At 71.3% G+C, this 26,586-nt stretch carries 24 protein-coding genes and 1 tRNA gene; 8 read left to right on the plus strand and 17 right to left on the minus strand.

The genetic code is table 11. The annotated features are described in order from the left end of the window. Window positions 1-57 precede the first annotated feature (57 nt). Entirely contained in the window at window positions 58-1,002 is a 945-nt protein-coding gene (locus CITRI_RS0105175; RefSeq protein WP_010143590.1) for a glycerophosphodiester phosphodiesterase family protein, read from the minus strand. A 95-nt stretch (window positions 1,003-1,097) separates the two neighbouring features. Between CITRI_RS0105175 and CITRI_RS0105180 the strand changes: the two genes are divergently transcribed. Continuing rightward, on the plus strand, window positions 1,098-2,453 hold the full coding sequence (locus CITRI_RS0105180; protein ID WP_010143591.1) for a DUF445 domain-containing protein: 1,356 nt from the start codon (window positions 1,098-1,100) through the stop codon (window positions 2,451-2,453). Between the two features lie 11 nt (window positions 2,454-2,464). On the opposite strand, the gene CITRI_RS16410 is transcribed toward CITRI_RS0105180, so the two are convergent. Beyond that, the gene (locus CITRI_RS16410) at window positions 2,465-3,451 is read right to left on the minus strand and encodes a hypothetical protein (protein WP_010143592.1); all 987 of its coding nucleotides are present in this window, start codon (window positions 3,449-3,451) and stop codon (window positions 2,465-2,467) included. Window positions 3,452-3,584: 133 nt separating this feature from the next. Between CITRI_RS16410 and CITRI_RS0105190 the strand changes: the two genes are divergently transcribed. Then, the gene (locus CITRI_RS0105190; protein ID WP_010143594.1) at window positions 3,585-3,839 is read left to right on the plus strand and encodes a DUF6458 family protein; all 255 of its coding nucleotides are present in this window, start codon (window positions 3,585-3,587) and stop codon (window positions 3,837-3,839) included. Here CITRI_RS0105190 and CITRI_RS0105195 read toward each other — a convergent pair. From CITRI_RS0105195 to CITRI_RS0105205, 3 genes are all read right to left on the minus strand, one after another. Then, window positions 3,833-4,573, minus strand: coding sequence for an alpha/beta hydrolase (locus CITRI_RS0105195; RefSeq protein ID WP_010143595.1), 741 nt, complete (start codon window positions 4,571-4,573; stop codon window positions 3,833-3,835). The genes CITRI_RS0105190 and CITRI_RS0105195 overlap by 7 nt on opposite strands. Window positions 4,574-4,580: 7 nt before the next feature. Next, entirely contained in the window at window positions 4,581-5,921 is a 1,341-nt protein-coding gene (locus tag CITRI_RS0105200) for an endonuclease/exonuclease/phosphatase family protein (protein ID WP_157998903.1), read from the minus strand. Between the two features lie 349 nt (window positions 5,922-6,270). Beyond that, a tRNA-Lys gene (locus tag CITRI_RS0105205) sits at window positions 6,271-6,343 on the minus strand. A 208-nt stretch (window positions 6,344-6,551) separates the two neighbouring features. On the opposite strand from CITRI_RS0105205, the gene CITRI_RS0105210 reads away from it, so the two are divergent. From CITRI_RS0105210 to CITRI_RS0105220, 3 genes are all read left to right on the plus strand, one after another. Then, the gene (locus CITRI_RS0105210) at window positions 6,552-7,226 is read left to right on the plus strand and encodes a hypothetical protein (RefSeq protein WP_010143597.1); all 675 of its coding nucleotides are present in this window, start codon (window positions 6,552-6,554) and stop codon (window positions 7,224-7,226) included. Window positions 7,227-7,418: 192 nt separating this feature from the next. Next, entirely contained in the window at window positions 7,419-8,045 is a 627-nt protein-coding gene (locus CITRI_RS0105215) for a hypothetical protein (RefSeq protein WP_010143598.1), read from the plus strand. 4 nt (window positions 8,046-8,049) lie between these two features. Beyond that, complete coding sequence (locus tag CITRI_RS0105220) at window positions 8,050-9,069, plus strand: inorganic phosphate transporter (protein WP_010143599.1); 1,020 nt, start codon at window positions 8,050-8,052, stop codon at window positions 9,067-9,069. 67 nt (window positions 9,070-9,136) lie between these two features. On the opposite strand, the gene pstB is transcribed toward CITRI_RS0105220, so the two are convergent. From pstB to CITRI_RS0105240, 4 genes are all read right to left on the minus strand, one after another. After that, the gene (gene pstB / locus CITRI_RS0105225; protein WP_010143600.1) at window positions 9,137-9,916 is read right to left on the minus strand and encodes a phosphate ABC transporter ATP-binding protein PstB; all 780 of its coding nucleotides are present in this window, start codon (window positions 9,914-9,916) and stop codon (window positions 9,137-9,139) included. A gap of 32 nt (window positions 9,917-9,948) precedes the next feature. Next, complete coding sequence (gene pstA / locus CITRI_RS0105230) at window positions 9,949-11,133, minus strand: phosphate ABC transporter permease PstA (protein WP_010143601.1); 1,185 nt, start codon at window positions 11,131-11,133, stop codon at window positions 9,949-9,951. Then, on the minus strand, window positions 11,133-12,101 hold the full coding sequence (pstC, locus tag CITRI_RS0105235) for a phosphate ABC transporter permease subunit PstC (RefSeq protein WP_010143602.1): 969 nt from the start codon (window positions 12,099-12,101) through the stop codon (window positions 11,133-11,135). The genes pstA and pstC overlap by 1 nt, the downstream gene beginning before the upstream one ends. Before the next feature lie 162 nt (window positions 12,102-12,263). Further along, entirely contained in the window at window positions 12,264-13,349 is a 1,086-nt protein-coding gene (locus tag CITRI_RS0105240) for a phosphate ABC transporter substrate-binding protein PstS (protein WP_010143603.1), read from the minus strand. A 352-nt stretch (window positions 13,350-13,701) separates the two neighbouring features. Between CITRI_RS0105240 and CITRI_RS0105245 the strand changes: the two genes are divergently transcribed. Together CITRI_RS0105245 and radA are read left to right on the plus strand one after the other, a co-directional pair. Continuing rightward, window positions 13,702-14,862, plus strand: a complete 1,161-nt coding sequence (locus CITRI_RS0105245) for an aromatic acid exporter family protein (protein ID WP_010143604.1) — start codon at window positions 13,702-13,704, stop codon at window positions 14,860-14,862. Window positions 14,863-14,932: 70 nt separating this feature from the next. Further along, window positions 14,933-16,339: a DNA repair protein RadA gene (radA, locus tag CITRI_RS0105250; protein WP_010143605.1), complete on the plus strand. Its 1,407-nt coding sequence runs from the start codon at window positions 14,933-14,935 to the stop codon at window positions 16,337-16,339. A 9-nt stretch (window positions 16,340-16,348) separates the two neighbouring features. On the opposite strand, the gene CITRI_RS0105255 is transcribed toward radA, so the two are convergent. After that, a complete protein-coding gene (locus CITRI_RS0105255; RefSeq protein ID WP_010143606.1) occupies window positions 16,349-17,074 on the minus strand; it encodes a hypothetical protein in 726 nt (241 codons plus the stop codon). Window positions 17,075-17,180: 106 nt separating this feature from the next. Here CITRI_RS0105255 and CITRI_RS0105260 point away from each other — a divergent pair, with 106 nt between their 5' ends. Continuing rightward, complete coding sequence (locus CITRI_RS0105260) at window positions 17,181-18,122, plus strand: A/G-specific adenine glycosylase (RefSeq protein ID WP_369732105.1); 942 nt, start codon at window positions 17,181-17,183, stop codon at window positions 18,120-18,122. A gap of 59 nt (window positions 18,123-18,181) precedes the next feature. Here the strand turns inward: CITRI_RS0105260 and CITRI_RS0105265 are convergent, their stop codons facing one another. From CITRI_RS0105265 to CITRI_RS0105295, 7 genes are all read right to left on the minus strand, one after another. Further along, window positions 18,182-18,694: an amino-acid N-acetyltransferase gene (locus tag CITRI_RS0105265; RefSeq protein WP_010143608.1), complete on the minus strand. Its 513-nt coding sequence runs from the start codon at window positions 18,692-18,694 to the stop codon at window positions 18,182-18,184. A 183-nt stretch (window positions 18,695-18,877) separates the two neighbouring features. Beyond that, window positions 18,878-19,066 carry a hypothetical protein gene (locus CITRI_RS0105270; RefSeq protein ID WP_029139061.1) on the minus strand — a complete coding sequence of 63 codons (189 nt, stop codon included), beginning with the start codon at window positions 19,064-19,066 and terminating at the stop codon, window positions 18,878-18,880. A gap of 198 nt (window positions 19,067-19,264) precedes the next feature. Next, a complete protein-coding gene (locus tag CITRI_RS0105275) occupies window positions 19,265-21,802 on the minus strand; it encodes an ATP-dependent Clp protease ATP-binding subunit (RefSeq protein ID WP_010143611.1) in 2,538 nt (845 codons plus the stop codon). Between the two features lie 137 nt (window positions 21,803-21,939). Continuing rightward, a complete protein-coding gene (locus CITRI_RS0105280) occupies window positions 21,940-22,239 on the minus strand; it encodes an Lsr2 family protein (RefSeq protein WP_029139062.1) in 300 nt (99 codons plus the stop codon). A gap of 237 nt (window positions 22,240-22,476) precedes the next feature. Continuing rightward, window positions 22,477-22,740 (minus strand): hypothetical protein, encoded by a 264-nt coding sequence (locus CITRI_RS16415; protein WP_010143613.1) that lies wholly within the window; start codon window positions 22,738-22,740, stop codon window positions 22,477-22,479. Then, window positions 22,740-24,296: a lysine--tRNA ligase gene (gene lysS, locus CITRI_RS0105290; protein WP_010143614.1), complete on the minus strand. Its 1,557-nt coding sequence runs from the start codon at window positions 24,294-24,296 to the stop codon at window positions 22,740-22,742. Before lysS ends, CITRI_RS16415 begins: the two co-directional genes overlap by 1 nt. A gap of 18 nt (window positions 24,297-24,314) precedes the next feature. Next, window positions 24,315-26,447, minus strand: coding sequence for a M13-type metalloendopeptidase (locus CITRI_RS0105295; protein WP_010143615.1), 2,133 nt, complete (start codon window positions 26,445-26,447; stop codon window positions 24,315-24,317). Window positions 26,448-26,586 lie beyond the last annotated feature (139 nt).

Here is a 26,586-nt window from a genome sequence, read left to right on the forward strand (position 1 = left end):
CTCATTGACGTCTCCACCACCCGCCCGCAGCGCGGTGGCGACCGGCCCGGACCCGCCTCAGCGCGCGGCGTACGCCGGGACGGGCGCGCCGCGCCGGGTCACCTGGGCCAGCACCGGTCCCGGCCGGTTCGTGGTGATCTCCTGGACGCCCACGGCCCGCAGCAGCTCCACGTCCTCGGGCCGGTCCACGGTCCACACCCGCAGGGTGCGGCCGGCGGCGAGCCAGGCCTTCACGTCCGCCAGGTGGTGACGGACGTAGTCCACGCCCGGGCCCGCCATCCCGGCCCGGCCCTCCCAGATCAGCCGCTCGGCGTCGGCCACGGCCTGGCGCAGGGTGGCCCGCAGTGCGGCCCGGCTCAGCGGCCCGAGGCCGAACCGGCCGGCCACCGGCGCGTGGGGCACGGTGGACACCAGCGGGCAGAGGTGGTCGGTGTCCACCACCGGGGCCAGGTACTGCAGGGACCCGGCGTAGAAGCTCATGAAGGAGACCTCCACCGTCCCGATCCGGGAGGTCTCCGGATCCCAGCCCGCCTGCAGCAGCCAGGACAGGGCGCGCTCCTCCAGCTCGTGGCCGAACGGGCTGGGATGCTTGAGCTCCAGGGCCAGCCGCACCGGGCGGCCGGCCGCCGCGAGCAGCTCGACCAGCTCCGGCAGCGTGAGCAATTGCGCCGAGGCCGGACCGTACTCACCGGGAAGGCGCGCCCCCTTCCAGCCATGGAAGTCCAGCCGGCGCAACTGGGCCAGCGTGTGGTCGGCGACCGGTCCGGAACCGTCGGAGGTCCGTTCCAGGGTCGGGTCGTGGAGGCAGACCAGGTGCCGGTCGCGGCTGAGGTGGACGTCCACCTCCACGCCGTCGGCCCCCTCGGCGAGCGCGTGCAGGAACGCGGCACGGGTGTTCTCGGCGAAGGCGGCGGAGGATCCGCGGTGGGCGATGACCAGGGGTCGGTGATCCGTAGGATGAGGGTGTTCCGGGCCGGTGACGTGCATCGAGGTGTCGGACACGGGCCCAGCCTAGGAACGGCGGGCACGCGCCGGCCCGCCAGCAGGCGACCTGCTGGTTAACTTGTGCTGACACCTTGACCCCGGCCGGAGGATCCATGGACCAGAACCTTCCCGACGCCGGCCTGCCCGCCTCCGCGCCCGGCCCCGCCCGGACACGGCACCGGGCCGACGTCGCCCCCGGGCCCGCCGTCACGCCGGGCCCCGCCGGGGCCGGTGAGGCCGAACGCGAGGCCGCCCTGAAGCGGATGAAGCTGGTGGCGACCGGGCTGCTGGTGGTCATGGCCGTGATCTTCGTCCTGGCCTTCGCGCTGCAGGAGAGCTATCCGTGGCTCGCCTACGTCCGGGCGGCGGCGGAAGGCGGGATGGTCGGCGCGCTGGCGGACTGGTTCGCGGTGACCGCCCTGTTCCGGCACCCGATGGGCCTGAAGATCCCGCACACGGCGATCATCCCGCGCAAGAAGGACACCATCGGCGAGTCCCTGGGGACCTTCGTGCAGGAGAACTTCCTGGCCGGGGACGTGGCCCGGGAGAAACTGGAGGGCCTGCGGGTGGCGGACCGGGCGGGCGCCTGGCTGCGCCAGCGCCCGAACGCCGAGCGGGTGGCGCGCGAGGTCTCCGCGACCGCGGAGGGCATCCTGGACGCCCTGGACGACGTCCTGGTCCGGGACGTGCTGGCCGGCCTGGTGCAGCGCCACATGGTCGAGCCCGACTGGTCCCCGACCCTGTCCACCGTGCTGGGCAAGGTGGTCTCCGAGCGGCACCATGACCGGGTGGTGGACCTGGTGGTGGCACGCACCGGGGACTGGGTGGCCCGCAATCCCGAGTTCTTCGTGCGCAGCGTCCGGCGCCGCTCCCCGCAGTGGGTGCCCGAGGTGGTGGACCAGCTGCTGGCCGAACGGATCCATGCCGAGGCCCTGAAGTACCTGGCCTCGGTGCGGGCCGAGCCGCAGCACGAACTGCGCCGTTCCGTGGACCAGTGGCTGGACGAGCTGATCCGGGACATGCGCGAGGACCCGCTTACGCGTGACCGGGTGGAGCAGGCCAAGCGGGACCTGTTCAACGACCCCAGGATGCGCGAGTGGGCCGGACAGGCCTGGGCGACCACGAAGGAGGCCCTGCTGGCCCAGCTGCGCGACCCCGCCTCGGACCTGCACCAGGCCATGGTGGCCGCCCTGCAGGACCTCGGGGGGCGGCTCCAGGAGGATCCCGCCCTCGCGGACCGGGTGGACGGCTGGGCCTCGGACGCGGCCCAGCACCTGGCCCAGGCCTACGGCCCCGAGGTGGTGGGCGTCATCGGGGAGACCATCCAGCGGTGGGACGGCCGGCAGGCCTCCCGGACCATCGAGCTCTACATGGGCAAGGACCTGCAGTACATCCGCATCAACGGCTCGATCGTGGGCGCGCTGGCGGGCCTGGCGATCTACACCGTGGCCCACGCCGTCTTCGGCTGAGGCGGGCCGCCCTACCGGTCCCCGCGGGCCCGCCGGTGGGCCTCACGGGCGGCCTCGACCTCAGCGGCGAAGGCCTCCGGGTCCTCGCGCCGCAGGTCCTCGAGCGTGCCGTCCGCCGTCAGCTGCTCGAAGTCGGTCTCGATGTCCTCCGCCAGCAGCTCGCCGAATTCCTCCGCGTCACCCTCGGGGCCGGCGTCGTCCCTGCGGCCCTTCCGGCCGGCCGGCAGGGCCTTGAGCTCGCTGGCCAGGGTCCCGGGGATCGTGGCCGGGAGCGGGCCGAAGAGGTTCTGCGCGGCCCTGACCACGCCCTTGCCCATGACCCGGTTGGCGAGGCCGCCGACGACGGCCCCCACCCCGAAGGGCACCACCCGTCCGAGCATCCCGGCCCCCTGCCGGACGATGAAGCGCTTGATGAACATCCTCTTCATCTGGTTGAACAGCACCTCGGAGACGCCGGCGGAGCCGCTGACCAGCGAGAGCGGCCCGGCCAGCGGGCCCATCCCGCGGCCGTTGGCCTGGCTGGAGAAGTCCCGCAGCATCCGGCGGCCGTCCTCACCGAGCATGACGGCCATGACGAGGGTCTGCGCCCGCTGGGGGTCGTCGGTGGGGATCCCCATCAGCTCGGCCACGGACTGGGCGTAGAGCGCGGTGGCCTCGAGGAAGCCCACGGTCGCGGCCGCGGAGAGTCCCAGCGCCGCGGCCGTTCCCACACCGGGCACGACGGCGGTTCCCCCGACGGCGGCCCCGCTACCGGTCACCGCCGCCAGGTACTGCCTCCCCAGCCGTTCCGCCAGCTGGGCGGGGGTGTCCTCCGGGTGCTGGCGGCGCAACCGGTTCAGGTTGCGCAGCACCAGCGGCCGCTGCACGTCGAGGGCCTTGAGCACCACCTTCTGGAAGGCGGGCGTGGGGTTGCCCTGCTCGTCGACGACGCGCTGGATCGCGAAGTCGGCGGCCTTCTGGCCCGCCACGCCGGCGATGATGGACTTCTTCTTAACCATGGCTGCCTCCTGCACGTCGGTGACACGATGGGCTGCGCGATCTGGTCCCGCGCGGCCGTGGTCCTCCATGAAACACTACGCTGACAACGTCCGACCGCGCCCGCGTCCGGACGACCGACTGGAGGAGACCCCCATGCGCTTCGGCACGTCCATCGCCCTGATCGCCATCGGCGCGATCATCGCCTTCGCCGTCCAGGACGTGATCCCGGGGATCGACCTGACGATCGCCGGCTACATCCTGATGGCCGCCGGGGCCCTGCTGCTGGTCCTCTCCCTGGTCCAGATGGGCGCCTCCGGTTCCGCCAACCGTCGGGTCACCGAGTCCCGCAACATCCAGGACCCGCACACGGGTGAGTCCATCTCGCGCAAGGAGACCCGCGACTACTGACCTCGGCTCATCGCCAGGGCGTGCTTCAGGAAGATCCGCACGTCCCGGGCCTCCTCCGCGCTGGTGCCATGGCCCATGCCCTCGTAGGTCCGGGCCGTCAGGTGCGTGTGCTCCTGGAGCCAGGCCGCCGTGTGGGCGATCGCGTCCGGGTTGATGACCAGGTCCTCGACGTCACGTCCCCAGAAGAACGGACGCGGCCCGGGGCCCTCCGGCGGGCTGTCCAGGGTCGCCAGCAGGGGATTGGACAGCACGAAGCCGCTGAGCCCCACCACGCAGTCGAAGGCCTCCGGACGCAGCCGGTACACCGTGGAGGCCATCGCCATCCCCTGGGAGTGGCCGAGCAGCGCCACCGAGCGGAATCCCGCCCCGGTGACCTCCTCGGCGTCGAGCACGTCGAACACCCGGTGTGCCGAGGCCACCACCTCGGCGAAGTCGTTGGTGAGGAAGTAGTCCAGCAGGAACCAGCCCCACGCCCCCGGGTCCGGGCCGCCGGGGCCTGAGCCCAGTCCGTCGACGCCGTCGGCCACCGGGTAGGCGCCGGCGTCGATCTCGAAGCCGCCGCGCACGGCCAGGCCCGTGGTCCCCTCCGGAAGCATCCCGAAGTAGGCCTGGGCGGCCCTCACCTCGTTCGCGCCGTAGCCGTGGATGACCACCACCAGGTCGGTCCCCCGGCGTTCGCGAGCCGGACGGGACCAGACGACGTGATGGCCGCTGGAGAGGGTCTGTCGTTGCACGGCGGGGTCAGTCCATTCCCAGGTCGGTCCACACCAGGCGGCGCTCGGTGACCCGGTGGTCCTCCCCGTCCCCGGCGGAGTCGGTGATCCGGGTCAAGTGGGAGCCCAGCTGCCCGTTGGCGGGCCAGAACACCCCGGCGGCCGTGGCCTCCAGCGTCGCGGACGGCAGCACGTAGTCGGAGCGCAGCAGTTCCACCCCGTCGCCGTTGCGGGCGGCCCGGGTGGCCGTCGCGGCATCCGGGTCCGCGGCCAGGGCGCCGGCGGACCGGGGCGCGGGGTCCTGGATGACCTCCGACTCCAGCAGGGAGGCGATGGCCGCGGGATGGTCGCCGTCGAGCGCCCGCTCGGCGCGCGGGCCGAAGTCCCCGACGAGCACGAAGTCACTGCCGGCGGGCAGTCCACCGGCACGTCCCTCGTCGTCCTCGAGGTACCCGGCGTCCCCGGCGATGTAGTCGGCCCAGAAGCGCATCTCGTCGTGGTGCCGTTCGACCGGGGCGGTCCCGGACCCGGGATCCTCGGACTGCGCGGCGAGGACGTGCACGGTCCGGTCACCGACCCTCACGGGGATGTCCCAGTGGGCGGTGGAGGACAGGCGCAGGACGGACCGCTCCAGCTCCGTGTACCTCCCCTCCGGGATCGCGTTGCCGGGCACCGTGTCCCAGCGCAGGTCGCGGAACGTCCGGATCCCGTCCTCCTCCAGCGGGTGCCGGGAGAACAGGACCATGCCGTGCTGCCCGGCGAACTCACCGGGACCGAACGAGTCGCCCGGACCGCCGATCACGCCGTCGTTGTCCAGGTCGGCCCCGGTGTCCACGCCGTTGTTGACCTCCGCGGTGTAGACGTACGGGTAGTCGATCCCCTCCTGCCCGCCGGTACCGACGGCCAGGTAGTTCGTGCGGAAGGAGCGCGCGGCGGCCTCGCCGCTGTCCACGTCGAAGTCCGTCAGCAGCACGACGTCCGGGGCGGCACGCTGCACGGTCTCCGCGACCCGCCGGGCCTGGACCGAGCCGGGTGCGGAGAGCTCATCGGCCAGCAGGCCCGGGGCGGACCGGGTCAGCCCGGCGGAGAAGGTGGCCACGCGCAGGTCACCGGCGGTGGCCGCCGGCACCTTCCCGGAACGGGACCACAGCATGTGCCGCAGCAGGTCGGGGTTGGTCGGCAGGGACTCGTCGACGCCGAACAGGGCCATCGGCCCCACCCTCGAGTGCATCGCGGCGTGGGTGGCCAGCCCGCCGGCCGGTGCCGCCGACGCCGCGGGTACGCCGATGACCGCTGCCACGACGGCAGCAGGCACGAGGGCGCCGCCACGCAGAAGTCGCTGACGGAGCGCCCGAGGGGAAGCACTCATGCCTACCAGCGTAGGCAGGGGCCCGCGGTCTACGCAGCCCTGTCCGGATGACGGCTGGAGGACCGATGCTCCGCCGCCCGTCCCGGCGCCAGGTCGGTGGGGACGCCGATCGCGGCGGGGAATCCGCGCGGTCACGCGGGATCGGGGCACCATCACGGCCTGCCCCGAGGGGTGCTTGGGGCCGAGGACGCCGCCCCCTCGGGTTATCGAATCTTGATCATCCGTGGGGGCTCGAGACGTTCCTGAGACCAATTCGGCTCGGCGAGGTTCCGTTCCCCGGGCCACCGGGTCCACGGTGGAGACGGCGAAGGCCCCCGGCACGCGTCCCGGCGCCGGGGGCCTTCCCAGGTGGGCCCTGTGGGGATCGAACCCACGACCCGCGGATTAAAAGTCCGATGCTCTGCCAACTGAGCTAAGGGCCCACGGCCTGCAGGAGGCCGCAGTCCATGCTAGCGGACGGCGGCCGTGGGTTCAGGGGGATCCACCATCGCGGAGCGAGGTTCCACCGGCCCGGGCAGCGGGCCCGCGCCGCACCCGGGTTCCCCGGACGCCCCGCACGCGCGCCCGCTCAAGGCGTACCGTAGAAGGGCAGCATCTTCCCTTCCCCTTTCTCCAGAGAGGCACCCCGCCGTGACGTCCCCCCGGAGGCATTCCGGCCGGTCCCCGAGCTCGACGGCGGCCGGCACCGTCCGCCACCATCGGCCTCGCCAGTTCGCCCCCGAGCAGTTCGCGGCCTTCGAGGGGGGCCCGGACCCGGCGCAGACCGCGGAGGGCGCGGCCCTGCTCGCCCACGCCCTGCTCGACGGCGGCCGGTCCGGTGCCAGCGAGGCGACGGTCGGGCGGTTGGTCGCACTGGTCGAGGACGCCGGCATCGACACGGTGGCCCGGCTGTGGGCCGACGCTCCCGCCGTGTCCCTCGGCGGTGCCCTGTGGCGCCTGTATGCCCTGCGGACGGCGACCACCCGCAATGGCCAGCTCTGGGCCTCCTGGTACCGCTCCGGTCATGACGCCCACGTGGCCCGCGCCATCGCCGGGGCGATCGAGCCCCCCGGGGCGCGCGAACTGCAGCTGCTCACGGACCACATCCTCACCGGTGCCTTCACGGGGGACTTCGGCGTGGCGCTGGAGCGCGCGGCCGCCTACTGCCGCGTGGTCTGCCTGGGCCAGGCGCACCACGCGGAGGCGCTGGACGCGGCCCAGCCGGCACAGGCCACGGCCCTGCTGCGCCAGGCCAAGCGGTTGCTGGGCACGGCCGAGGACCTCGAGGCCGCCGCCGCTGCCTGGCGGGCCGGAACCCTCGACTGAGTATTCCGCGTTCAGCGGCGGGCTGATCCCCGCGCCCGAGGTGGACAGCCCGGGGCCGGGGCGCGCACACTGGATACCGGTGCCGGACCGCGGTAACCCCGGGCTCCAATATTCTGCCGCCATGAGCGGCCACTCGCCGAGAGGCGTTCCCGGTCCGGCACCGCCCCACCCTTCGGGATATCCTGCACGGTGATGAACCTTTCTCTCTCGCGCCTGCTGGCACCGGACCCGGCCAGCCTCGAGCATCTCGCCGCCCTCGCCCAGGGGATGCGGGCCGCCGTCGACCGCGTGGCCCAGCTGATGGCCGCCCCCACGGCGCCCGCGGCCGGGGCCGACCAGGAGCTGACCGTGATCGACACGGAGGCCACGGCCCGGCACATGGCCCTGCTGACCAGCCTGCGCAGTGCCTTCATCACCCCCCTGCCCCGGCAGGACCTGTACCTGCTGGCGGACGGCATGAACGACGCCGTGGAGAAGTTCTGCAACGCCGGGACCCTCATCCTCTTCACCGAGCAGTACCGGCTTCCCGAGGCTCCGCTGGACATCCTGGAGATCCTGGGCCGGCAGGCCGACCTGTTCCGGGACGCCACCGGGCAGTTCCGTGACCTCGACGAGCTCGAGGAGACGTGGATCCAGCTCCAGCGGCTGTCCAAGCGGTCCGAGCGGCTCATGACCCAGTGGGTCGCCGGCATGAGCGACGACCTGTTGCAGCGCAACTACAACCGCCAGCGGGAGACCGCCCACGCGCTCAACGCCGCCCTGGCCAGCGTGCGCGGGATCATCGCCCATCTCGGCAGCATCCTCGTCCGGGAGTCCTGAGCCCGTGCCCACGGTCATGACGATCATGCTGGTCGTCGTCCTCGCACTGTCCGTCGTCTACGGGCTCGTCAACGGCATGCGTGACGCCCCCAACGCCGTCGCCCTCCCCGTGCGCCAACGGGCCCTGACCCCCGGGGCGGCCCTCCTGCTCGCCGCCGTCATGAACCTGGTCGGCGGGGTGCTCTCCGGGGGATTCATGACGGCCGCCTGGCAGGGCCTCCCGGAGGAGCTGCACGGGGGCGGGCAGGGACTGCTGCTGGCCGGCGTCGGGTTCCTCGTGGCGGTGGGCTGGGGCCTGTTCGCCTGGTCCCGTGGCATGCCGGTCTCCATGACCCACTCGATCATCTCCGCGGTCCTCGGCGGCAGCCTCGCCCTGGCGATCACCGGAGACCTCGGGCTGTACGCCGGCTGGTCGGCCGGGCTGCTGGTCGCCATGATGCTGGGACTGGTCCTGAGCGTCCTGTTGGCCTGGTTCCTGTCCTGGCTGCTCGTCACCCCGGCCACCTGGCTAGCGCGGGACGCCGCGCCCGGCACGGTGAACCACGGATCGCGGATGGCCCTGGCCGTCAGCGCGGCCGCCAACGCCCTCGGCCACGGCGTGCAGTCCGGGACGCGGATGACCTTCGTGCTGCTCCTGGCGTTCGCCGGCACCGGGGCACCGTCCGCCGTGGGCTGGTGGGTCCCCCTGTCCGTCGGGACGGTCCTGGCGGCCGGCACCCTGTTCGGGGGATGGCGCATCGCCCACACCCTGACGGAGCGGATCGTCGACCTCGATCCCCTGCGGGCCGGCATCGCGTCACTGGTCAGCGCCGCGCTCCTGTTCATGGGCGCCTATGCCCTCCACCTCCCGCTGTCCTCCACGCACGCCACGGTGGCCTCCATCGTGGGGGCCGGGCAGAACCAGCCCTACACCTCGGTGCGCTGGCCCGCGGTGTCCCGGATCGCGGCCTACTGGGTGGCCACGCTGCTGGTGTGCGCCGGTGCCGCCCTGCTGATCACCGCGGCCGGCTCCCCACTGCTCTGAGCGGCCGGCGGACGACGACGGGGCGGGATCCCTCCTGGGTCCCGCCCCGTGGCGCGTCGCGCCCGGATCAGCCGAAGCGGCCGGAGACGTAGTCCTCGGTCTGCTTGTTCGAGGGGTTGTTGAAGATCACCGAGGTGTCGTCGTACTCGATGAGCTTGCCCGGCTTGCCGGTTCCGGCGATGTTGAAGAACGCCGTCTTGTCCGCCACGCGCGCCGCCTGCTGCATGTTGTGGGTCACGATGACGACGGTGTAGTTGTCCTTGAGCTCGTTGATGAGGTCCTCGATCGCCAGGGTGGAGATCGGGTCCAGCGCCGAACAGGGCTCGTCCATCAGGATGACATCGGGCTCCACCGCGATCGACCGGGCGATGCACAGGCGCTGCTGCTGGCCGCCGGACAGACCGGAGCCCGGCTTGTCGAGGCGGTCCTTGACCTCGTTCCACAGGTTGGCACCGCGCAGCGACTTCTCCACGATCCCGTCCGCGGTGGACTTGGACATGCGGGTGCCGTTCAGCTTGTAGCCGGCCAGGATGTTGTCCCGGATGGACATGGTGGGGAACGGGTTGGGCCGCTGGAAGACCATGCCGACCATGGTGCGGACGGTGACCGGGTCCACGCCCGGGTCGTAGATGTCCTCCCCGTCCAGCAGCAGCCTGCCCTCGGCCCGGGCCCCGGGCAGGACCTCGTGCATGCGGTTGATGGTCCGCAGGAAGGTCGTCTTGCCGCAACCGGAGGGCCCGATGAACGCGGTCACGGACCGCGGCTCGATGTTGATGTTGACGCCCTCCACAGCCCGGAAGTTGCCGTAGTAGACGTTCAGGTCGACGGCGTCGATGCGCTTGGACATGTGTCTTTCCTTCTCCTTGTGGTCTGCTCGGCTCAGCGGCCGGTCTTCTTCGGCGCGAAGGCCTTGGCGACGATGCGGGCGATGAGGTTGAGCAGCATCACGATGACGATGAGGACCAGGGCCGCGGCCCAGGCACGCTCAGCGGACGGGTCGGCCGCGGCGGGCGCGGTGGGATTGATGAGCTGGCGGTAGATGTACACCGGCAGGGCGGTCATCCAGCCGTCGAAGGGGTTCCAGTTGGTGGTGGCGATGTACCCGGCCGTCACCAGGATCGGGGCCGTCTCACCGGTCACGCGGGCGATCGACAGCGTCACGCCGGAGGCGATGCCGGACATGGCCGTCGGCAGGACCACCTTGAAGATGGTCCGCCACTTGCGCACGCCGAGGGCGTAGGAGGCCTCCCGGAGCTCGTTCGGCACCACCCGCAGCATCTCCTCGGTGGAGCGGACGACCACCGGGATCATCAGCACGGACAGCGCGATGGCCGCGCTCAAACCCATCTTGACCATCTGGAGCTGGCGCGGCCCGTCCCCGATGAACGTGGTGATGACCAGCTGGACGGCCGCGAAGGCGAACAGGCCGGCCACGATGGAGGGAATGCCGGTCATGACGTCGACGAAGAACACGATGGCCCGGGAGAACCAGCCGCCGCGGCCGTACTCCACCAGGTAGATGGAGGTCAGCAGGCCGATGGGGACGGAGATGATGGTGGCCAGCAGGGTGATCATCAGGGTGCCGACCAGTCCGTGCAGGAACCCGCCGGCCAGGGGGGCGCCTTCGGTCTGGGTGGCGATGTCGTCCGATCCGGTGACGCCCTGCATGTCCCGCCACAGCAGTTGCGGGGTCTCCAGGAGCGTGGGCAGTCCGTTGGCAGCGACCGTCCAGAGCACCGAGATCAGCGGGATCAGCGCCAGGAGGAACGCCGCCCAGACCAGGTTCCGCCACAGTCCGTCCGTGGCCCGCCGGGAGTTCTCGATCACCCGGGTGGCCAGGTACATGCCGAGGACGTAGAGGACCGCGGCGATGACCAGCCATCCCACCCAGCTGAAGCTGCCACCGCCCAGCAGCGCGGTGATGCCGGCGGCGACCACGAGGGCACCCGCCAGCACGGCGATCCAGGTCCAGCCCGGTTTCTGCCCCGCGGTCAGGGAGTTCTTCTTCTTCCCACCGGGCACGGAGGTGCGCTGCGGTGCGGCCGTGTCATTCGAGATGGTCATCAGTTCGCTCCCGAGAATTCCTTGTGGCGGCTGACGATCCAGCGGGCCACCATGTTGACCGCGAGGGTGATGATGAACAGCATGAGGCCGGCGGCGATCAGCTCAGACTGGCGCATGCCGAAGGCCTCGGGGAAGTTCAGGGCGATCTCCGAGGGGATGGTCGCATTGCGACCGGACTGGATGAGGCTCCAGGAGAAGATGCCCGGGGACAGCACCAGGGTCACGGCCATGGTCTCGCCCAGGGCGCGGCCGAGGCCGAGCATGATCGAGGAGACGATGCCGGCGCGGGCGAACGGGAAGACGGTCATCTTGACCATCTCCCACCGGGTGGCACCCAGGGCGAGGGCGGCCTCCTCGTGCAGCTTCGGCGTCTGCAGGAAGATCTCCCGGCACAGGGAGGTGATGATCGGCAGGATCATCACGGCCAGGACGACGCCGGAGGTCAGCAGGGTGCGTCCGGTCGTGGTCGGGGTCCCCCCGAACAGCGGGATCCAGCCGAGGTACTCGTTCAGCCAGGCGTAGATCGGCACCATCGCCCCGGCCAGGACCGTCATGCCCCACGCGCCGAAGACCACGGAGGGGATGGCGGCGAGCAGGTCGATGACGTAGCCGACGGGAGTCGCGATGGACCGGGGCGCGTAGTGGGAGATGTACAGGGCGATGCCGACGGCCACGGGGGTGGCCAGCAGGATGGCGATGATCGAGGCGATCAGGGTGCCGGCCATCAACGGCCAGACGTATTGCCAGAAGGTGTCGGCGCTCTCGATGGTGTCCTGGTCGGAGAAGGCCTCGGGCCACAGGGCCGGGAGCGACTCGATGAGCAGGAAGACCGCCACGAAGGCGAGGACCAGCAGGATCACGATCCCGGCGGTGAGCGCCAGGCCAGAGAAGACGCGGTCGCCCGCCTCGCCGCCGCGCGAGCCCTTGAGCGACGTCCTCCTGGACGGCTCGGTGGCTGTGTCAGTCACGGTGACTCCCTTCGGAGTTCGTGGTGCGGGCGGTGCTCCCGCATCCCGGGGGTGGATGTCCTATGAGGAAATGGCGTTCACAGCATGGCACAGCCGCCGGCCCTCACGAAGAAGGACCGGCGGCCGCAGCACGTGCTACCCACGTCCGGTGTGAGTGGGATGTCAGCCCTGGACGGTGATGCCCTGGATGTTCTCCATGGCGGCCTCGCGGGTGGCGTCGGAGATCGGGGCGTTGCCCGCGGACTCCGCGGCGGTGGCCTGTCCGTCCTCGGACACGACGTACTCGGCGAAGGCCTTGGCCATGTCCGCGGTCTCCTGGTCCTGGTACTGGTGGCAGAAGATCTCGTAGGTGACCAGGACCACCGGGTAGACGCCGGCCTCGGTGGTGGTGCGGTCGAGTTCGAGCGCCCCGGCGAGCCCCTCTCCGGCGGTCTCCACGGCGCGGGCGGCGGCCTCGGAGGAGTACGGCACGTACTCCTCGCCAACCTTCACGGCCACCGTGCCCAGGTTGCCGATCTGGGAGGCGTCGGCGTAGGTGATGGCACCGTCGGTGGACTGCGCCAGGGAGACGACACCGGAGGTCTGCTGGGCGGACTCGGCGGTGATCTCGGTGGGCCAGGTCTCGACGACGTCGTAGGTCCAGGACTCCGGGGCGGCGGCGGCCAGGTAATCGGTGAAGTTCTCGGTGGTGCCCGAGTCATCGGCGCGGTGCACGACGGTGATCTTGGTGTCCGGCAGCTCGGTGTCCGGGTTCTGCTCGGCGATGGCCGGGTCGTTCCAGGTGGTGATCTCGCCGGTGAAGACCTTGGCGATGGTGTCGGCGTCCATGTTGACCTGGTCGACGCCCTCGAGGTTGAAGGCCACGGCGACCGGGGAGATGTAGGCCGGGACGTGGAAGACACCCTCCGGGCCGCAGACGGACTCCGACTGGCTGATCTCCTCCTCGTCCATCGCGGCGTCGGAGCCGGCGAAGGAGTACTGGCCGGCCAGGAAGCCCTCGCGTCCGGAGCCGGAGCCCACCGGGTCGTAGGAGACGGTGAGGTCCGGGTGGACCTCGGTCACGCCGTTGGTCCACGCGGTCATGCCCGCTTCCTGCGAGGAGGCGCCACCGCCGATCAGGTTGCCCGCGACGGAGCCGTTGCCCTCGGCCGCGGTGTCCGAGGAACCGCCGTTGCCGCCACAGGCGGTCAGGGCGAGAGCAGCGACGGAGAGGACCGCAGCGGAGCGGCCAAAGCGAAGAGCCTTCACAGAATTGCCTCTTTCAGGATGGATGACAGTGCCGGAGAGGACCTACCCCCGGCTACCAGTGGTCACATGGCGCGGGATTCGGGTGCCGCAGGCCTCGTTCCGCGGTCGAACCTATGGGGGGAAGGTGAAGCACTGGGCGGTCGAAGATTAACGCCACGTTAACGAGACCCCGGGCCCCGGGGCCGCACACGGCTGCGGGACCGGCGAATTCACGAGATGACAGGGCCGGGACCGTCAGTCCGTGACCCATCCCTCGCGGGGCCGTGAGAAACATCACCGTGCAGCGTCCGTGGTTCCGCACCGGCCGCCGGAGCCCGTCGTCGGTGGACGGTCCACACCCTACTCTGGTCTCATGCACCAGCAAGCGACCGGTTCTCCCGGCCCCACCGCCCTGCGGCGGGGCTGGTCCCGGGCCCGGTCCTTCGTCGCCCGGCGGGCCCGCACCGGGGCCGCGCGGGCGCGCGCGGCGGTGGTCCCCGCGGCCCTGAGCGCGGTGTGCGCGGTCCTGGCCTACGCCTTCGCCGAGTTCGTCCTGGGACACGAGGACCCGCTGTTCGCCGCCACCGCCTCGCTCATCGCCCTCGGCTTCAACCGCGAGCCCAAGGTCCGCAAGGTGCTCGAGGTGGCGGCCGGCTGCACCCTGGGCATCCTCGTCGGCGACCTCATGCAGGCCGTGCTCGGCCAGGGGTACTGGCAGGCCGTCCTGGTGGTGTTCACCTCCATCATGGTGGCCCGCTTCCTGGACTCCGGGGCCGCCTTCACCCTGCAGATGAGCCTGCAGTCCATCCTGGTCGTCCTGTTGCCCGCCGCGGAGGGCGGCCCCTTCACGCGCAGCGTCGATGCCGTGGTCGGGGGGTTCATCGCCCTGCTGGTGACGCTGCTGTACCCGAAGAACCTGCAGAAGGAGGCCGCCACCGGGCTGCGAGACCTCTACGCCACCGTGACCCGGGCGCTGCGCGACTGCTCGGAGGCGCTGCGCCACCACGAGTCCCGCACGGCCTGGATGGCCCTGGTGGCCTGCCGCGGGACCCAGTCCGCCGTGGACAACCTGCACAAGGACGTGCGCAACGCCCAGGAGGTCGCGACCTTCTCCCCCACCCAGCGCCACTCCCGGCCCGTGCTGGAGTCCACCGCGCAGACCGTGGAGAAGTCCGACCTGGCGGTGCGCAGCCTGCGCATCGTGGCCCGGCGGGTCATCAGCGTCATCGACCACGACTCCCTCGACGAGCAGGGCACCCTACTGCTGGCCGACTGGTTCGACGAGGCGGCCGATGCCGTCGAGATCCTCGGCCGCTCCCTCGGCGAGCCGGCCGCGCGCGGCCGGCACAAGTCCCTGTCCGTGGCCCGCGAGGCCCTGGGCGGCGCCGCGGGGCGCCTGGATCCCCCGGAGCTGGGCGCCACCTCCCTGCACGGGGAGGCCCTGGTCATGCTGCTGCGGCCCATGATGGTCGACCTGATCGAGGCCACCGGTTCCTCCCACGACGACGCGGTGGCCTACCTGCCGCCCCTGTGAGACTCCTGCGCCCCCCCACGGCCACCGGGTGCTCCCCTAGCGCGTCCGTGAGCGCCATTAGCCTTGGTCCATGGCTACCAAGACCGCCAAGCGCGTGAACCCCGGCTACCGCTGCAGCGAATGCGGATGGACCACCGTCAAGTGGGTCGGCCGCTGCGGGGAGTGCCAGGCCTGGGGCACCGTGGTCGAGACCGGTGCGGACGCGACCTCCGGCCGCACCCCGGCGGCCACCATCGCCGTGCCCGCCGTGCGCATCGGTGACGTGGACGCCTCGCAGGCACGCTTCCACACCACCGGCGTCTCCGAGCTGGACCGCGTGCTGGGCGGGGGACTGGTACCGGGTGCCGTCGTGCTGATGGCCGGCGAACCGGGCATCGGCAAGTCCACGCTGCTGCTGGACGTGGCGGCCAAGGTCGCCCGGCACCGCCGCCCGGAGGGCGACACCCGTACCGTGCTCTACGTGACGGGTGAGGAGTCGGCGGCCCAGGTGCGGTTGCGCGCCGACCGCATCGGGGCGGTGGCGGACACCCTGTTCCTGGCGGCCGAGACCGATCTCGGCCGGGCACTGGGGCAGATCGAGAAGGCCGACCCGGATCTGTTGATCGTGGACTCCGTCCAGACACTGCAGTCCCAGTCCGTCGAGGGCACCGGGGGCGGTGTCACCCAGGTCCGGGAGGTGGCGGCCAGCCTGATCAACGAGGCCAAGTCGCGGAACATGACCACCGTGCTGGTCGGTCACGTGACCAAGGACGGCTCCATCGCGGGGCCGAGGCTGCTCGAGCACCTCGTGGACGTGGTGTGCCAGTTCGAGGGCGAACGGCATTCGCGGCTGCGCCTCGTGCGGGCCGTGAAGAACCGGTTCGGCCCCACGGACGAGGTGGGCTGCTTCGACCTCGGTGAGGCCGGCATCCACTCCCTCGAGGATCCCTCCGGGCTGTTCCTGTCCGGCACCAAGGAACCGGTGGAGGGCACCTGCGTGACCGTCACCCTCGAGGGACGACGGCCCCTGGTGGCCGAGGTGCAGTCGCTGCTGACGCCGTCCGGACAGGGAGCGGCCCGGCGCACGGTCAGCGGCCTCGACTCGGCACGCATCACCATGATCCTGGCCATCCTGCAGCGGCGGGCCAACTTCCCGCTCACGGACGACGACTGCTACGTGGCCACGGTCGGCGGCGTCCGCCTGACGGAACCGGCCTCAGACCTCGCCGCAGCCCTGGCCATCGCCAGCGCCAAGCTCCAGGCGCCCGTGCCGCCGGGCATGATCGCCTTCGGCGAGCTGGGCCTGGCCGGGGAGGTGCGGCCGGTCCCCGGCATCGGGCGGCGGATCCGCGAGGCGGCCCGACTGGGCTTCCGCCGGGCGGTGGTGCCCGTCTCGCCCGAACCGCTGGGTGATGTGCCCGAGAACGTCACGGTCTCCGAGGTGACGAGCCTGAACGAGGCGCTGGGCACCATGCGCGCCTGGGTGAACGGGACGTGACGGACCGCGTTACTGCAGCGTGAAGGACACCGGTTGGGCCTGCAGCTCTCCCAGGGACACCTCGAGGCGGTAGGTCCCGCTGCGCGGTTCGGACCCCACCTCAGCGCACCCCGGTGCCGAGCGCACGCGGGGCCACGTGAACCGGGAGCGCTCCTGGTCGTCCGGGGAGATCTCCATCATCGCGTCGTCCCCCTCCACCTGGCAGTCCTGCGTGGAGAAGATCCGGTCCGATCCGGAGTACACGGTGAACACCTGCTGGCTGGTCCCGAGGTTGGCCGCGCAGGGTTCATCCCCCGTGTTGTCCACCCGCAGCTCGAGCACCGGGTCCTCGCCCTCCGGGTACGACTGGCGGTCCGTGGCCGCCGAGATCACCAGGTCGCCCGGTTCGCACGCGGTGGCGCCGAGGGATGCCTCCGTCGCGGACGGGGAGGCCGAGTCCGAGGGGTCCGCCGTCGGCTCGTCGCTCGCCGGGTCGATGGTGCCCGGGGTGTCCGTGCCCGTGGCCTCGGTGGGCGAGGCCGGGCCGGGGGTGACCGTGGCCTCGGTGGGCGAGGCCGGGGCCGTCACGGACGGGCTGGCGTTGCCGCCGGGGTTCCCCGACTGCTCATCGCCCGCGGGCCGGAACAGCGAGATGATCCATCCCACCAGTCCCACCACGAGCGCGAGCACGAGCACGAGCAGCACCAGGGCGACGATCCGGCGACGCCGGTACACCTCGGGGGACTGCGGACGCATCAGATCGCTGTTTCGAGGGTCGCCGGCCATGCCACCAGCTTAAGGACCATCCCCCGTGGACCGGACCGGCCACGCCGGACGGGGCCCGGACAGTACAGTGGATCGCATGCCTGATCCCCGCTCCGCGATGTCCACGCCGGAGATCACGGCCACCCTGCACCGCAGGATCAACGACTGGTTCGCCGACCACGGCCGGGACCTGCCGTGGCGCGCCGCGGACTGCAGCCCCTGGGGCATCCTCGTCAGCGAGATCATGCTCCAGCAGACCCCCGTCAGTCGCGTCCTGCCGGTCTGGACCGACTGGCTCGACCGTTGGCCCGCCCCGCGCGACCTGGCGGCGGCACCGGCTGCCGAGGTACTGCGCGCCTGGGGCCGGCTGGGCTATCCCCGCCGTGCCCTGAGGTTGCAGGCCGCAGCGGCCGCCATCGCCGCCTCCCCGGACGGGGAGGTACCTCGGACTGCGGAAGGACTGCTGGCCCTGCCGGGCGTCGGTGCGTACACGGCGGCCGCCGTCGCCTGTTTCGCCTTCGGCCGTCCCGAGGTGGTGGTGGACACGAACATCCGGCGGGTCCACGCCCGGCTGGTGTCCGGCCGGGCGCTGCCGGAGAAGTCCCTGACGGCAGCGGAGACGGCGCTGGCCCGCGACCTCATGCCCATCCAGCGCGAGGAGGCCTGCCGGTGGAACGCCTCCGTCATGGAGCTCGGGGCACTGGTCTGCACCGCCCGCTCCCCGCGTTGCGGCGAGTGCCCCGTGGCCGATCTCTGCGCCTGGCGCGCGGCCGGCATGCCGGAGCCCCACTACCGGCCGAGCGGCCAGGCCTGGTCCGGCACCGACCGTCAGGTGCGAGGCGCCGTAATGGCCGTGTTGCGCGAGCAGGGCTCCGTCCCCGTCGCCGCCCTCCCCCAGCACCCGACGGCGGCCGGCCGGCTGGGTGCCCACCTCCCGGCCGAGGCTCAGTGGGAGCGCTGCGTGGCGGGTCTCGTCGCCGACGGCCTGGCCCGCAGGGACGACGACGGCCCGGAGGCCACGCTCAGCCTGCCCGGCTGAGGGCCGCCCGGGTCGTCGGACCGGGGCACCATCCCTGCCTGCGGCGGCGGGGCGAGCCGTCAGAGGTGGTGGATCATCCGGGTGTTGCCGAGGGTGTTGGGCTTCACGCGCGCCAGGTCGAGGAACTCGGCCACGCCCTCGTCGTGGGAGCGGAGGAGCTCGGAGTAGACCTCCGGATCCACCGCGGACTGGTCCTCCATCACCTCGAACCCGTGGCGGGTGAAGAAGTCGACCTCGAAGGTCAGGCAGAACACGCGGCTCACGCCCACGTCCCGGGCCCGGTCCAGCAGCCGGTCGAGGAGCTTGTGCCCCACCCCGTGCCCGCGCCAGTCCGAGGCCGTGGCCAGGGTGCGGACCTCGGCGATGTCCTCCCAGATCACGTGCAGGGCGCCGAACCCGGCCAGTGAGCCGTCCGGTGCCTCGGCCACCACGAACTCCTGGATCGACTCGTAGTAGGCCACGGCCTCCTTCTGCAGAAGGACCCGTCGTTGTGCCAGGGGCTCCACGTGGTCACGGATCGCCGGGACGTCCTGTGTCCGTGCGGGCCGGATGAGCAGCTGCGTGGGTTCCATCGGTTCAGTCTAGGACCGTGCGGCGATCAGCCGTCGGCCATGCCCGTCCCCCCGGGTACCGGCGGCGCCGCCACCGGGACGGCCGGGCGATGGAGCCGTCGTGGACCCGGACGGCGAAGGACCCGCCCCCTGTCCGGGAGCGGGTCCTTGCACGTCGATGGCGACCGGGGCGGCCGGCGGGGCTCAGTTGCCCTGTTCGCCCTGCTGGTCCTCCCCCTGGCCGCCGAGGAACTTCTCCTGGGCGCCGTCCACGCCCTGGTTGCCCTGGTCACCGAGCTTGTCCCCGTGCTGCTCCTGGGCCTGGTCGATACCCTCGTTGATCTTGTCGCCGTGCTGGTCCTTCAGGTTTCCGAGGTTCTCTGCGAACGACATGCGCAACTCCTTGATCGGGATGGTGGTGACGGCCGCCGGGGCCCTCACCGCACCGCCGGTCCCGGCGGCCGTCCCAACGTACGCACAGATCAGCCGCGAGTGCCACCCCCAGACGCCCGTGGGCCCGGTCCGACGGATCGTCGGACCGGGCCCACGGGGCCGATGACGCCTGCCCGGCAGGCCGGCGTCGTCGAGGTGTCACTGGCCGGTGGTCTGGGCCTCGATCTCCCCGGCCACCGGTGTCGCCTCGATCGCCTCGGGACGGCTGGTCGTGGAGAAGGTGAGCTTGGCCGCCTCACCCTCACCCTCGAGGTCCACGGTGATGCTGGACCCGGGGGTGATCTCCCCGAAGAGGATCTTCTCGGAGAGCTGGTCCTCCACCAGGTGCTGGATGGTGCGGCGCAGCGGACGGGCACCGAACGCGGGGTCGTATCCGCGGTCGGCCAGGAACTCCTTGGCCGGCTTCGTGATGGTGATGGTCAGGTCCTGGTCGTCCAGCCGCTTCTGCAGGCGGGCCACGAACAGGTCGACGATCTGCACGATCTCGTCCTTGGACAGCTGCGGGAAGACGATGACGTCGTCCACGCGGTTGAGGAACTCGGGCCGGAAGTGCTGGCGCAACTCCTCCTGGACCTTGCCCTTCATCCGGTCGTAACCGGTCTGGGTGTCCGCGGCGGACTGGAAACCCGTCATGACGCCCTTGGAGATGTCCTTGGTGCCGAGGTTCGTGGTCATGATGATCACGGTGTTCTTGAAGTCCACCACGCGTCCCTGGGAGTCGGTCAGGCGACCGTCCTCCAGGATCTGCAGCAGCGAGTTGAACAGGTCCGCGTGGGCCTTCTCGACCTCGTCGAAGAGCACCACGGAGAACGGCCGGCGGCGGACCTTCTCGGTCAGCTGGCCGCCCTCTTCGTAGCCGACGTAACCGGGAGGGGCACCGAAGAGCCGGGAGACCGTGTGCTTCTCCTGGAACTCGGACATGTCCAGGGTGATGAGGGCGTCCTCGTCACCGAACAGGAATTCCGCGAGGGCCTTGGCGAGCTCGGTCTTGCCGACGCCCGTGGGCCCGGCGAAGATGAACGATCCCGAGGGCCGGTTCGGGTCCTTGAGGCCGGCACGGGTGCGCCGGATCGCCTGGGACAGGGACTTGATGGCCTCGTCCTGGCCGATGACCCGCTGGTGGATCTCGGCCTCCATGTTGCGCAGGCGGTCGGTCTCCTCCTCGGTGAGCTTGAACACCGGGATGCCGGTGGAGGCGGAGAGCACCTCGGCGATCAGGTCCTCGTTCACCTCGGCGATGCCCTCGGTGACGCCCGTGCGCCACTCCTCTTCCTTGCGGTTGCGCTCGTCCGTGAGCTTCTGCTCCTGGTCGCGCAGGTGGGCGGCGCCCTCGAAGTCCTGGCCGTCGATGGCCGCTTCCTTCTCGGCGCGGACCTCGGCGATCCGGGAGTCGTACTCCTTGATCTCCGGCGGGGTGGTCATGCGCTTGATGCGCAGCCGGGCACCGGCCTCGTCGATCAGGTCGATCGCCTTGTCCGGCAGGAACCGGTCCGAGACGTAGCGGTCCGCGAGCGAGGCCGCGGCCTTGAGCGCGTCCTCGGTGATCGAGACCCGGTGGTGGGCCTCGTACCGGTCCCGCAGCCCGCGGAGGATCTCGGTGGTCTCCTCCACGGTGGGCTCGTTGACCTGGATCGGCTGGAACCGGCGCTCCAGCGCCGCGTCCTTCTCGATGTGCTTGCGGTACTCGTCCAGGGTGGTGGCACCGATGGTCTGCAGTTCGCCGCGAGCCAGCATCGGCTTCAGGATGGAGGCCGCGTCGATCGCGCCCTCGGCCGCACCGGCGCCGACGAGCGTGTGGATCTCGTCGATGAACAGGATGATGTCCCCGCGGGTGCGGATCTCCTTGAGCACCTTCTTCAGGCGCTCCTCGAAGTCACCGCGGTACCGGGAGCCGGCCACGAGGGACCCGAGGTCCAGGGTGTAGAGCTGCTTGTCCGTCAGCGTCTCGGGCACGTCGCCGCGGACGATGGCCTGGGCCAGGCCCTCGACGACGGCGGTCTTGCCGACGCCGGGCTCGCCGATGAGCACCGGGTTGTTCTTGGTGCGGCGGGACAGCACCTGCATGACCCGCTCCATCTCCTGGGCGCGGCCGATCACCGGGTCCAGCTTGCCCTCGCGGGCGGCGGCGGTGAGGTTGCGGCCGAACTGGTCCAGGACCACGGAGCCGGCCGGGGCGCCCTCGGACTGGCCGCCGGAGGACACGCCGGCGCCCGCGGTCTCCTTGCCGCCGGCACCGCCCTGGTAGCCGGACAGCAGCTGGATGACGGTCTGGCGGACGCGGTTCAGGTCCGCACCGAGCTTCACGAGGACCTGGGCGGCGACGCCCTCGCCCTCGCGGATGAGGCCGAGCAGGATGTGCTCCGTGCCGATGTAGTTGTGGCCCAGCTGGAGGGCCTCACGCAGCGACAGCTCGAGGACCTTCTTGGCGCGCGGCGTGAAGGGGATGTGGCCCGAGGGCGTCTGCTGGCCCTGGCCGATGATCTCCTGGACCTGCTCGCGCACGGCCCCCAGGGAGATGCTGAGCGACTCGAGGGCCTTGGCGGCCACTCCCTCGCCCTCGTGGATCAGGCCGAGCAGGATGTGCTCGGTACCGATGTAGCTGTGGTTGAGCATCCGCGCCTCTTCCTGCGCGAGTACCACCACCCGCCGGGCACGGTCCGTGAATCTCTCAAACATGGGCACACTCCTTGCTGACTGTGCCTCCGATGCTACGCACCGGGGGACGAGTTCGGGCGGCTGTTCGCCGTAGGGAGAACAACCGCCCGGCACCGCCGCGGGGCCTCGGTTCCGTCAGGCCCGCGCGCCGCCCCGCGTCACTTCTTGGCGTTGCGGTAGGCCTCGACGATGTCCCGGTGCAGCCGGCCGCGCTGGGAGACCTCGTAGCCGTTCTCCGCGGCCCACTCCCGGATCTTGGCGGCCTCGTTCCCCGGGGTCGGCGGGGCGACGGCCCGGGCCTTGCGGAGGTAGGGCTTGAGCGTGGACCGCAATTCCTTCGCGTGCTCGGACGAGAGGTCGATCTCGTAGTGCCGGCCGTCCAAGGCGAACTGGAGGGTCTCGTCGGCCGGTGTTCCGTCTAGATCGTCAACCAAGACCACTTCTACTTTCTGCGCCACGGCCATTCCCCTTCGATATGTCAACGGAGCTTTCGGAACGGATGTTCCCGGCACCGACAGTCCGGATATCCTCAACCAGGGAATCCCTATTGCCTTCTTCCGATCCGGCGCCCAGTTCAGAGTATCCCGGATCCCTATTATGTTTACCAACTGAAGGTCGACGCGCGCTCTGTTCTCACGGCGAACTCACAGCTTGGGAATCTGGATATCCCCTCGATGAAATGCGGGAAGGGGCCGTCACGAAGCGGTCGTGGGGCCGGCCCCACGACCGTCACCGGCATCGTCGGCGGTCGTCTCGCCGGCGGTTCCACCGGCACCGTCCAGGGAGCCGCGCTCCGCCCGCAACCGGGCCCATTCCTCCGCCTCGCGCTCCTCCAACTCGGCACGCGCGTTCCGCTCGCCGCTGTCCGCCCGGAACAGGGATCGCATGACGAGCCAGAAGATCAGCCCCAGGCCCACGGAGGGGGCCAGGACGGAGAAGTATTCCCAGAACGTGTCCATCAGCTGCCCGACCCCTGGGCCTCCGGCTTGAGCAGCGGGAACAGGATGGTCTCGCGGATCCCGGCCCCGGTGAACAGCATGACGAGGCGGTCGATCCCGAGCCCGATGCCACCCATCGGCGGGGCGCCGTACTCCAGGGCGCGCAGGAAGTCGTCGTCCAGCTGCATCGCCTCGTCGTCACCCGCGGCGGACGCCTCCGACTGCGCGGTGAGCCGATCACGCTGGATGACCGGGTCGATCAGCTCGGAGAAGGCCGTGCCGCGTTCCATGCCGCCGATGATGAGGTCCCAGGCCTCGATCACGCCGGGCTTGGACCGGTGCGGGCGGGCCAGCGGCTGGGCGGCCGGGGGGTAGTTGTAGACGAAGGTCGGATCGATGAGCGTGGGCTCCACGATCTCGCCGAACAGCTCGATGACGAGCTTCTCCGCGTCCCAGAACGCGTCATAGGCCACCTCGTGCTCCTCGGCGAGGGCGCGCAGCTCCTCCACCGTGGTGTCCGGCGTGATCTCCCGGCCCACGGCCTCCGACAGGCCGGGGTAGACCTCCAGCCAGCGCCATTCCCCGTCCAGGTCGATGGTGCCCCGGGGCGTCTCGATCCGGCGGCCCGCACCGATGGCGTCCGCGGCATTGAGGATCATCTCCTGCATCCGCTCCGCCATGACGTGCATGTCCGCCCACGCCTCGTAGGACTCCAGGGTGGTGAACTCCGGGGAGTGGGTGGAGTCCACGCCCTCGTTGCGGAACACGCGGCCGATCTCGAAGACCCGGTCGATCCCGCCGACCACGGCACGCTTCAGGTAGAGCTCGGTGGCGATGCGCAGGGTCATCCCCTGGTCGAACGCGTTCAGGTGGGTCTCGAACGGACGGGCATGGGCCCCGCCGTGGATCAGCTGCAGGACCGGGGTCTCCACCTCCACGTACCCGCGGTCCTCGAGGGTGCGGCGGATGGAGCGGATGATGGCGGCCCGGGTGTGGACCATCTGCCGCGCCTCGGGACGCACGATGAGGTCCGCGTAGCGCTGGCGCACCCGGGTCTCCTCGTTGAGCCCGGCGTGCAGCACGGGCAGCGGACGCAGCGCCTTGGAGGCCATCTGCCAGCCGTCGGCCATGATGGACAGCTCCCCGCGGCGGGAGGCGATCACCTCGCCCTGGACGGCGATGTGGTCGCCCAGGTCCACCAGGTGCTTCCAGTCCGCCAGGGACTCCTCGCCCACGTTGGCCAGCGAGACCATGACCTGCAACCGGGTGCCGGCGCCGTCGTCGCCCCCCTCCTGCAGCGTGGCGAAGCAGAGCTTGCCGGTGTTGCGCAGGAACACCACGCGCCCGGCCACGCCGACCCGCTGGCCGGTCTCGGCGCCCGGCTCCAGGTCCGGGAAGTCCGCCCGGACGCGTGCCAGGGAGTGGGTGCGGTCCACGACGACCGGGTAGGCCTCGCGCCCGGAGGCCAGGATCTCGTCGCGCTTGTCCTGGCGGACCTGCCGCTGGTCACTGGTCGTGGGGTCGCTGGGCTGTCCGTCCACCGTTGCCGGCTGGACCGGGGAGTTCTGGGTCGTCACGGTCAACCAGTCTACGGCTCACCAGATGGTGACGCGCTCGGCCGGATCCAGCCACATGCCGTCGCCCGGCCGGGTCCCGTAGGCCTCGTGGAAGGCGTCGAGGTTCCTCACCACCTGGTTGCAGCGGAACTCGTTGGGCGAGTGCGGGTCGGAGGTGATCCGCGTGATCGTGGTCTCCGGGCGGGACAACTGGCGCCAGCACTCGGCCCAGGACGCGAAGAACGCGCGGTCCTGCTCCACCTGGGCCTCATCCGCCGCGGAGGCCTCCACCGGCCCCCCGGCCTCGGGGTGGGCCCCGACCGGGCGGCCGGTCGCCTCGGACCGGGCGGCCGTCCCCTCGGCTCCGGCTGCCCGGTCCGAGCCGGCGGTGTCACCGGTGCGGTCGGCGGCGGCGTTCTCCTCGCGCCAGATCTCCAGCGCCTTGTAGGCGATGCCCAGCCCGCCCAGGTCACCGATGTTCTCGCCCAGGGTGAGCCGGCCGTTGACGCAGTGCTCCGGGGCCTCGCTGGGGCGCAGCACCTCGAACTGTTCCACCAGCCTGGCGGTGCGCTCCTCGAAGGCGGTGCGGTCGGCGTCGGTCCACCAGTTCCGCAGGGTGCCGTCCCCGGTGTACTGGGAACCCTGGTCGTCGAAGCCGTGGCCGATCTCGTGGCCGATGACGGCGCCGATGGCCCCGAAGTTCTCGGCCGGGTCCCGGCCGGGGTCGAAGAACGGCGGCTGCAGGATGGCCGCGGGGAAGACGATCGCATTCTCCAGCGGGGAGTAGTAGGCGTTGACCGTCTGCGGGGTCATGTGCCATTCCTCGGGATCCGGGCCGGTCTCGATCTTGGTCAGGTCCCGTTCGAACTCGAATGCGGAGGCCGCACGCACGTTGGCCACCAGGTCGTCGGGATCCACCTCGAGGGAGGAGTAGTCGATCCACTTCACCGGGTAGCCGACCATGGGCTTGAACATGGACAGCTTCTCCAGCGCCCGCTGCCGGGTCTCCTCCCCCATCCACTCGAGCGTGGAGATGGACCGGCGGTAGGCCTCCAGCAGGGTGGAGACGAGCTGGTCCATGGTCGCCTTGTGGCCCTCGGGGAAGTGCCGTGCCACGTACAGCCGGCCCACGTCCTCGCCCACGGCCCCGTTGACGAAGGCCACCCCGCGCTTCCAGCGGGGCTTGACCTCCTCGGTGCCGGCGAGCTTGCGGCCGTAGAAGGCGAAGTGCTCTTTGACGAAGGCCTCGGTCAGGTAGGGGGCGGCCGAGCGCAGCACCTGCAGCTGCAGCCACAGCTTCCAGTCCTCCAGGTCCTCGGCGAGCAGCAGCTGCTGCATGGCGGCCAGGAAGTCCGGCTGCCAGGCCACCACCTCGGCGCTGCGGGAGTCCTGCGCCCCGATGCCCTCCAGCCAGCGCTCGGCCAGCGGGAAGGACTCGAGCAGGGCCGTGCGGTCCAGCAGGTTGTAGCGGGCCACCGCGTCCCGGCACTTCACCACGTCCCAGTGGGCGGCGGCGATCTTCACCTCCAGGTCCACCACGCGGTCCGCGTACGCCCGGGTCTCCGGGGTGTCACCACCGATGCCGGCCAGCTGGAAGAGGTTGGCCACGTGCTGCCGGTAGTCACCCAGCAGCTCGGCGAACTTCTCCTCCCGGTAGTAGGACTCGTCCGGCAGGCCCAGTCCGTCCTGGAGCAGGTGCAGCAGCATGCGCTCCGGGTTCCCGGCGTCGTTGAGGGCACCGGTCTGGATCAGGCCGCTGACGCCGGTGCGCTGCAGCCTGCCGGAGAGCTCGAGGAACTCCTCGACGCCCTCCACGGCCTCGATCTCGGCCAGGTCGGCCACGATCGGCTCCAGTCCCCGGTCCTCCACGCTGGACTCGTCCATGAAGGAGGCGTAGAGCGCGCCGATGCGCCGGCGGGCGCCCTCGTCATCGGCACCGGCGGTGAACGGGCCGGACTCCCTGCCGGCCCCGGGGCCGGACCAGAAGTGGGCGGCGGCGTCCTCGGCCAGCCGGCGGACCGCGGCCTCGGAGGCGTCGCGCAGCTCCATGAAGGCACCGTAGGTCCCCTGGTCCGCGGGGATGGTCGTGGACTCCATCCAGGCGCCGTTGACGTGCCGGTACAGGTCCTCGCGGGCGGTCGGCTGGCTGGTGGCGGTCACGGTCTGGCTCACGCGGGCTCCTGGGGCAGTCGGGGGTCGACGGCGGCGCCGGGGAGCGGGTGCCCAGCGGCGCCGGGGTACCGGTCCGGTGGGCACCGGACCGCAGCTTGCGTCCGATCCTATCCGGGGCGGCGCCCCAGCGCCGCCCGGT

Origin of the sequence: Citricoccus sp. CH26A, from assembly GCF_000224415.1 — a bacterium.
Classification (GTDB): domain Bacteria; phylum Actinomycetota; class Actinomycetes; order Actinomycetales; family Micrococcaceae; genus Citricoccus.

Bases quoted from the DNA above. Each gene is read 5' to 3' on its own strand.
- pstA (WP_010143601.1), bottom strand. From the start codon at position 11,133: ATGACCATCTCGAATGACACGGCCGCACCGCAGCGCACCTCCGTGCCC.
- CITRI_RS16415 (WP_010143613.1), bottom strand. From the start codon at position 22,740: ATGGACACGTTCTGGGAATACTTCTCCGTCCTGGCCCCCTCCGTGGGC.
- CITRI_RS0105180 (WP_010143591.1), top strand. From the start codon at position 1,098: ATGGACCAGAACCTTCCCGACGCCGGCCTGCCCGCCTCCGCGCCCGGC.
- CITRI_RS0105255 (WP_010143606.1), bottom strand. From the start codon at position 17,074: ATGCGTCCGCAGTCCCCCGAGGTGTACCGGCGTCGCCGGATCGTCGCC.
- CITRI_RS0105190 (WP_010143594.1), top strand. From the start codon at position 3,585: ATGCGCTTCGGCACGTCCATCGCCCTGATCGCCATCGGCGCGATCATC.
- CITRI_RS0105200 (WP_157998903.1), bottom strand. From the start codon at position 5,921: ATGAGTGCTTCCCCTCGGGCGCTCCGTCAGCGACTTCTGCGTGGCGGC.
- CITRI_RS0105270 (WP_029139061.1), bottom strand. From the start codon at position 19,066: ATGTCGTTCGCAGAGAACCTCGGAAACCTGAAGGACCAGCACGGCGAC.
- radA (WP_010143605.1), top strand. From the start codon at position 14,933: ATGGCTACCAAGACCGCCAAGCGCGTGAACCCCGGCTACCGCTGCAGC.
- CITRI_RS0105260 (WP_369732105.1), top strand. From the start codon at position 17,181: ATGCCTGATCCCCGCTCCGCGATGTCCACGCCGGAGATCACGGCCACC.
- CITRI_RS0105265 (WP_010143608.1), bottom strand. From the start codon at position 18,694: ATGGAACCCACGCAGCTGCTCATCCGGCCCGCACGGACACAGGACGTC.
- pstB (WP_010143600.1), bottom strand. From the start codon at position 9,916: ATGTCCAAGCGCATCGACGCCGTCGACCTGAACGTCTACTACGGCAAC.
- CITRI_RS16410 (WP_010143592.1), bottom strand. From the start codon at position 3,451: ATGGTTAAGAAGAAGTCCATCATCGCCGGCGTGGCGGGCCAGAAGGCC.
- CITRI_RS0105245 (WP_010143604.1), top strand. From the start codon at position 13,702: ATGCACCAGCAAGCGACCGGTTCTCCCGGCCCCACCGCCCTGCGGCGG.
- CITRI_RS0105215 (WP_010143598.1), top strand. From the start codon at position 7,419: ATGAACCTTTCTCTCTCGCGCCTGCTGGCACCGGACCCGGCCAGCCTC.
- CITRI_RS0105275 (WP_010143611.1), bottom strand. From the start codon at position 21,802: ATGTTTGAGAGATTCACGGACCGTGCCCGGCGGGTGGTGGTACTCGCG.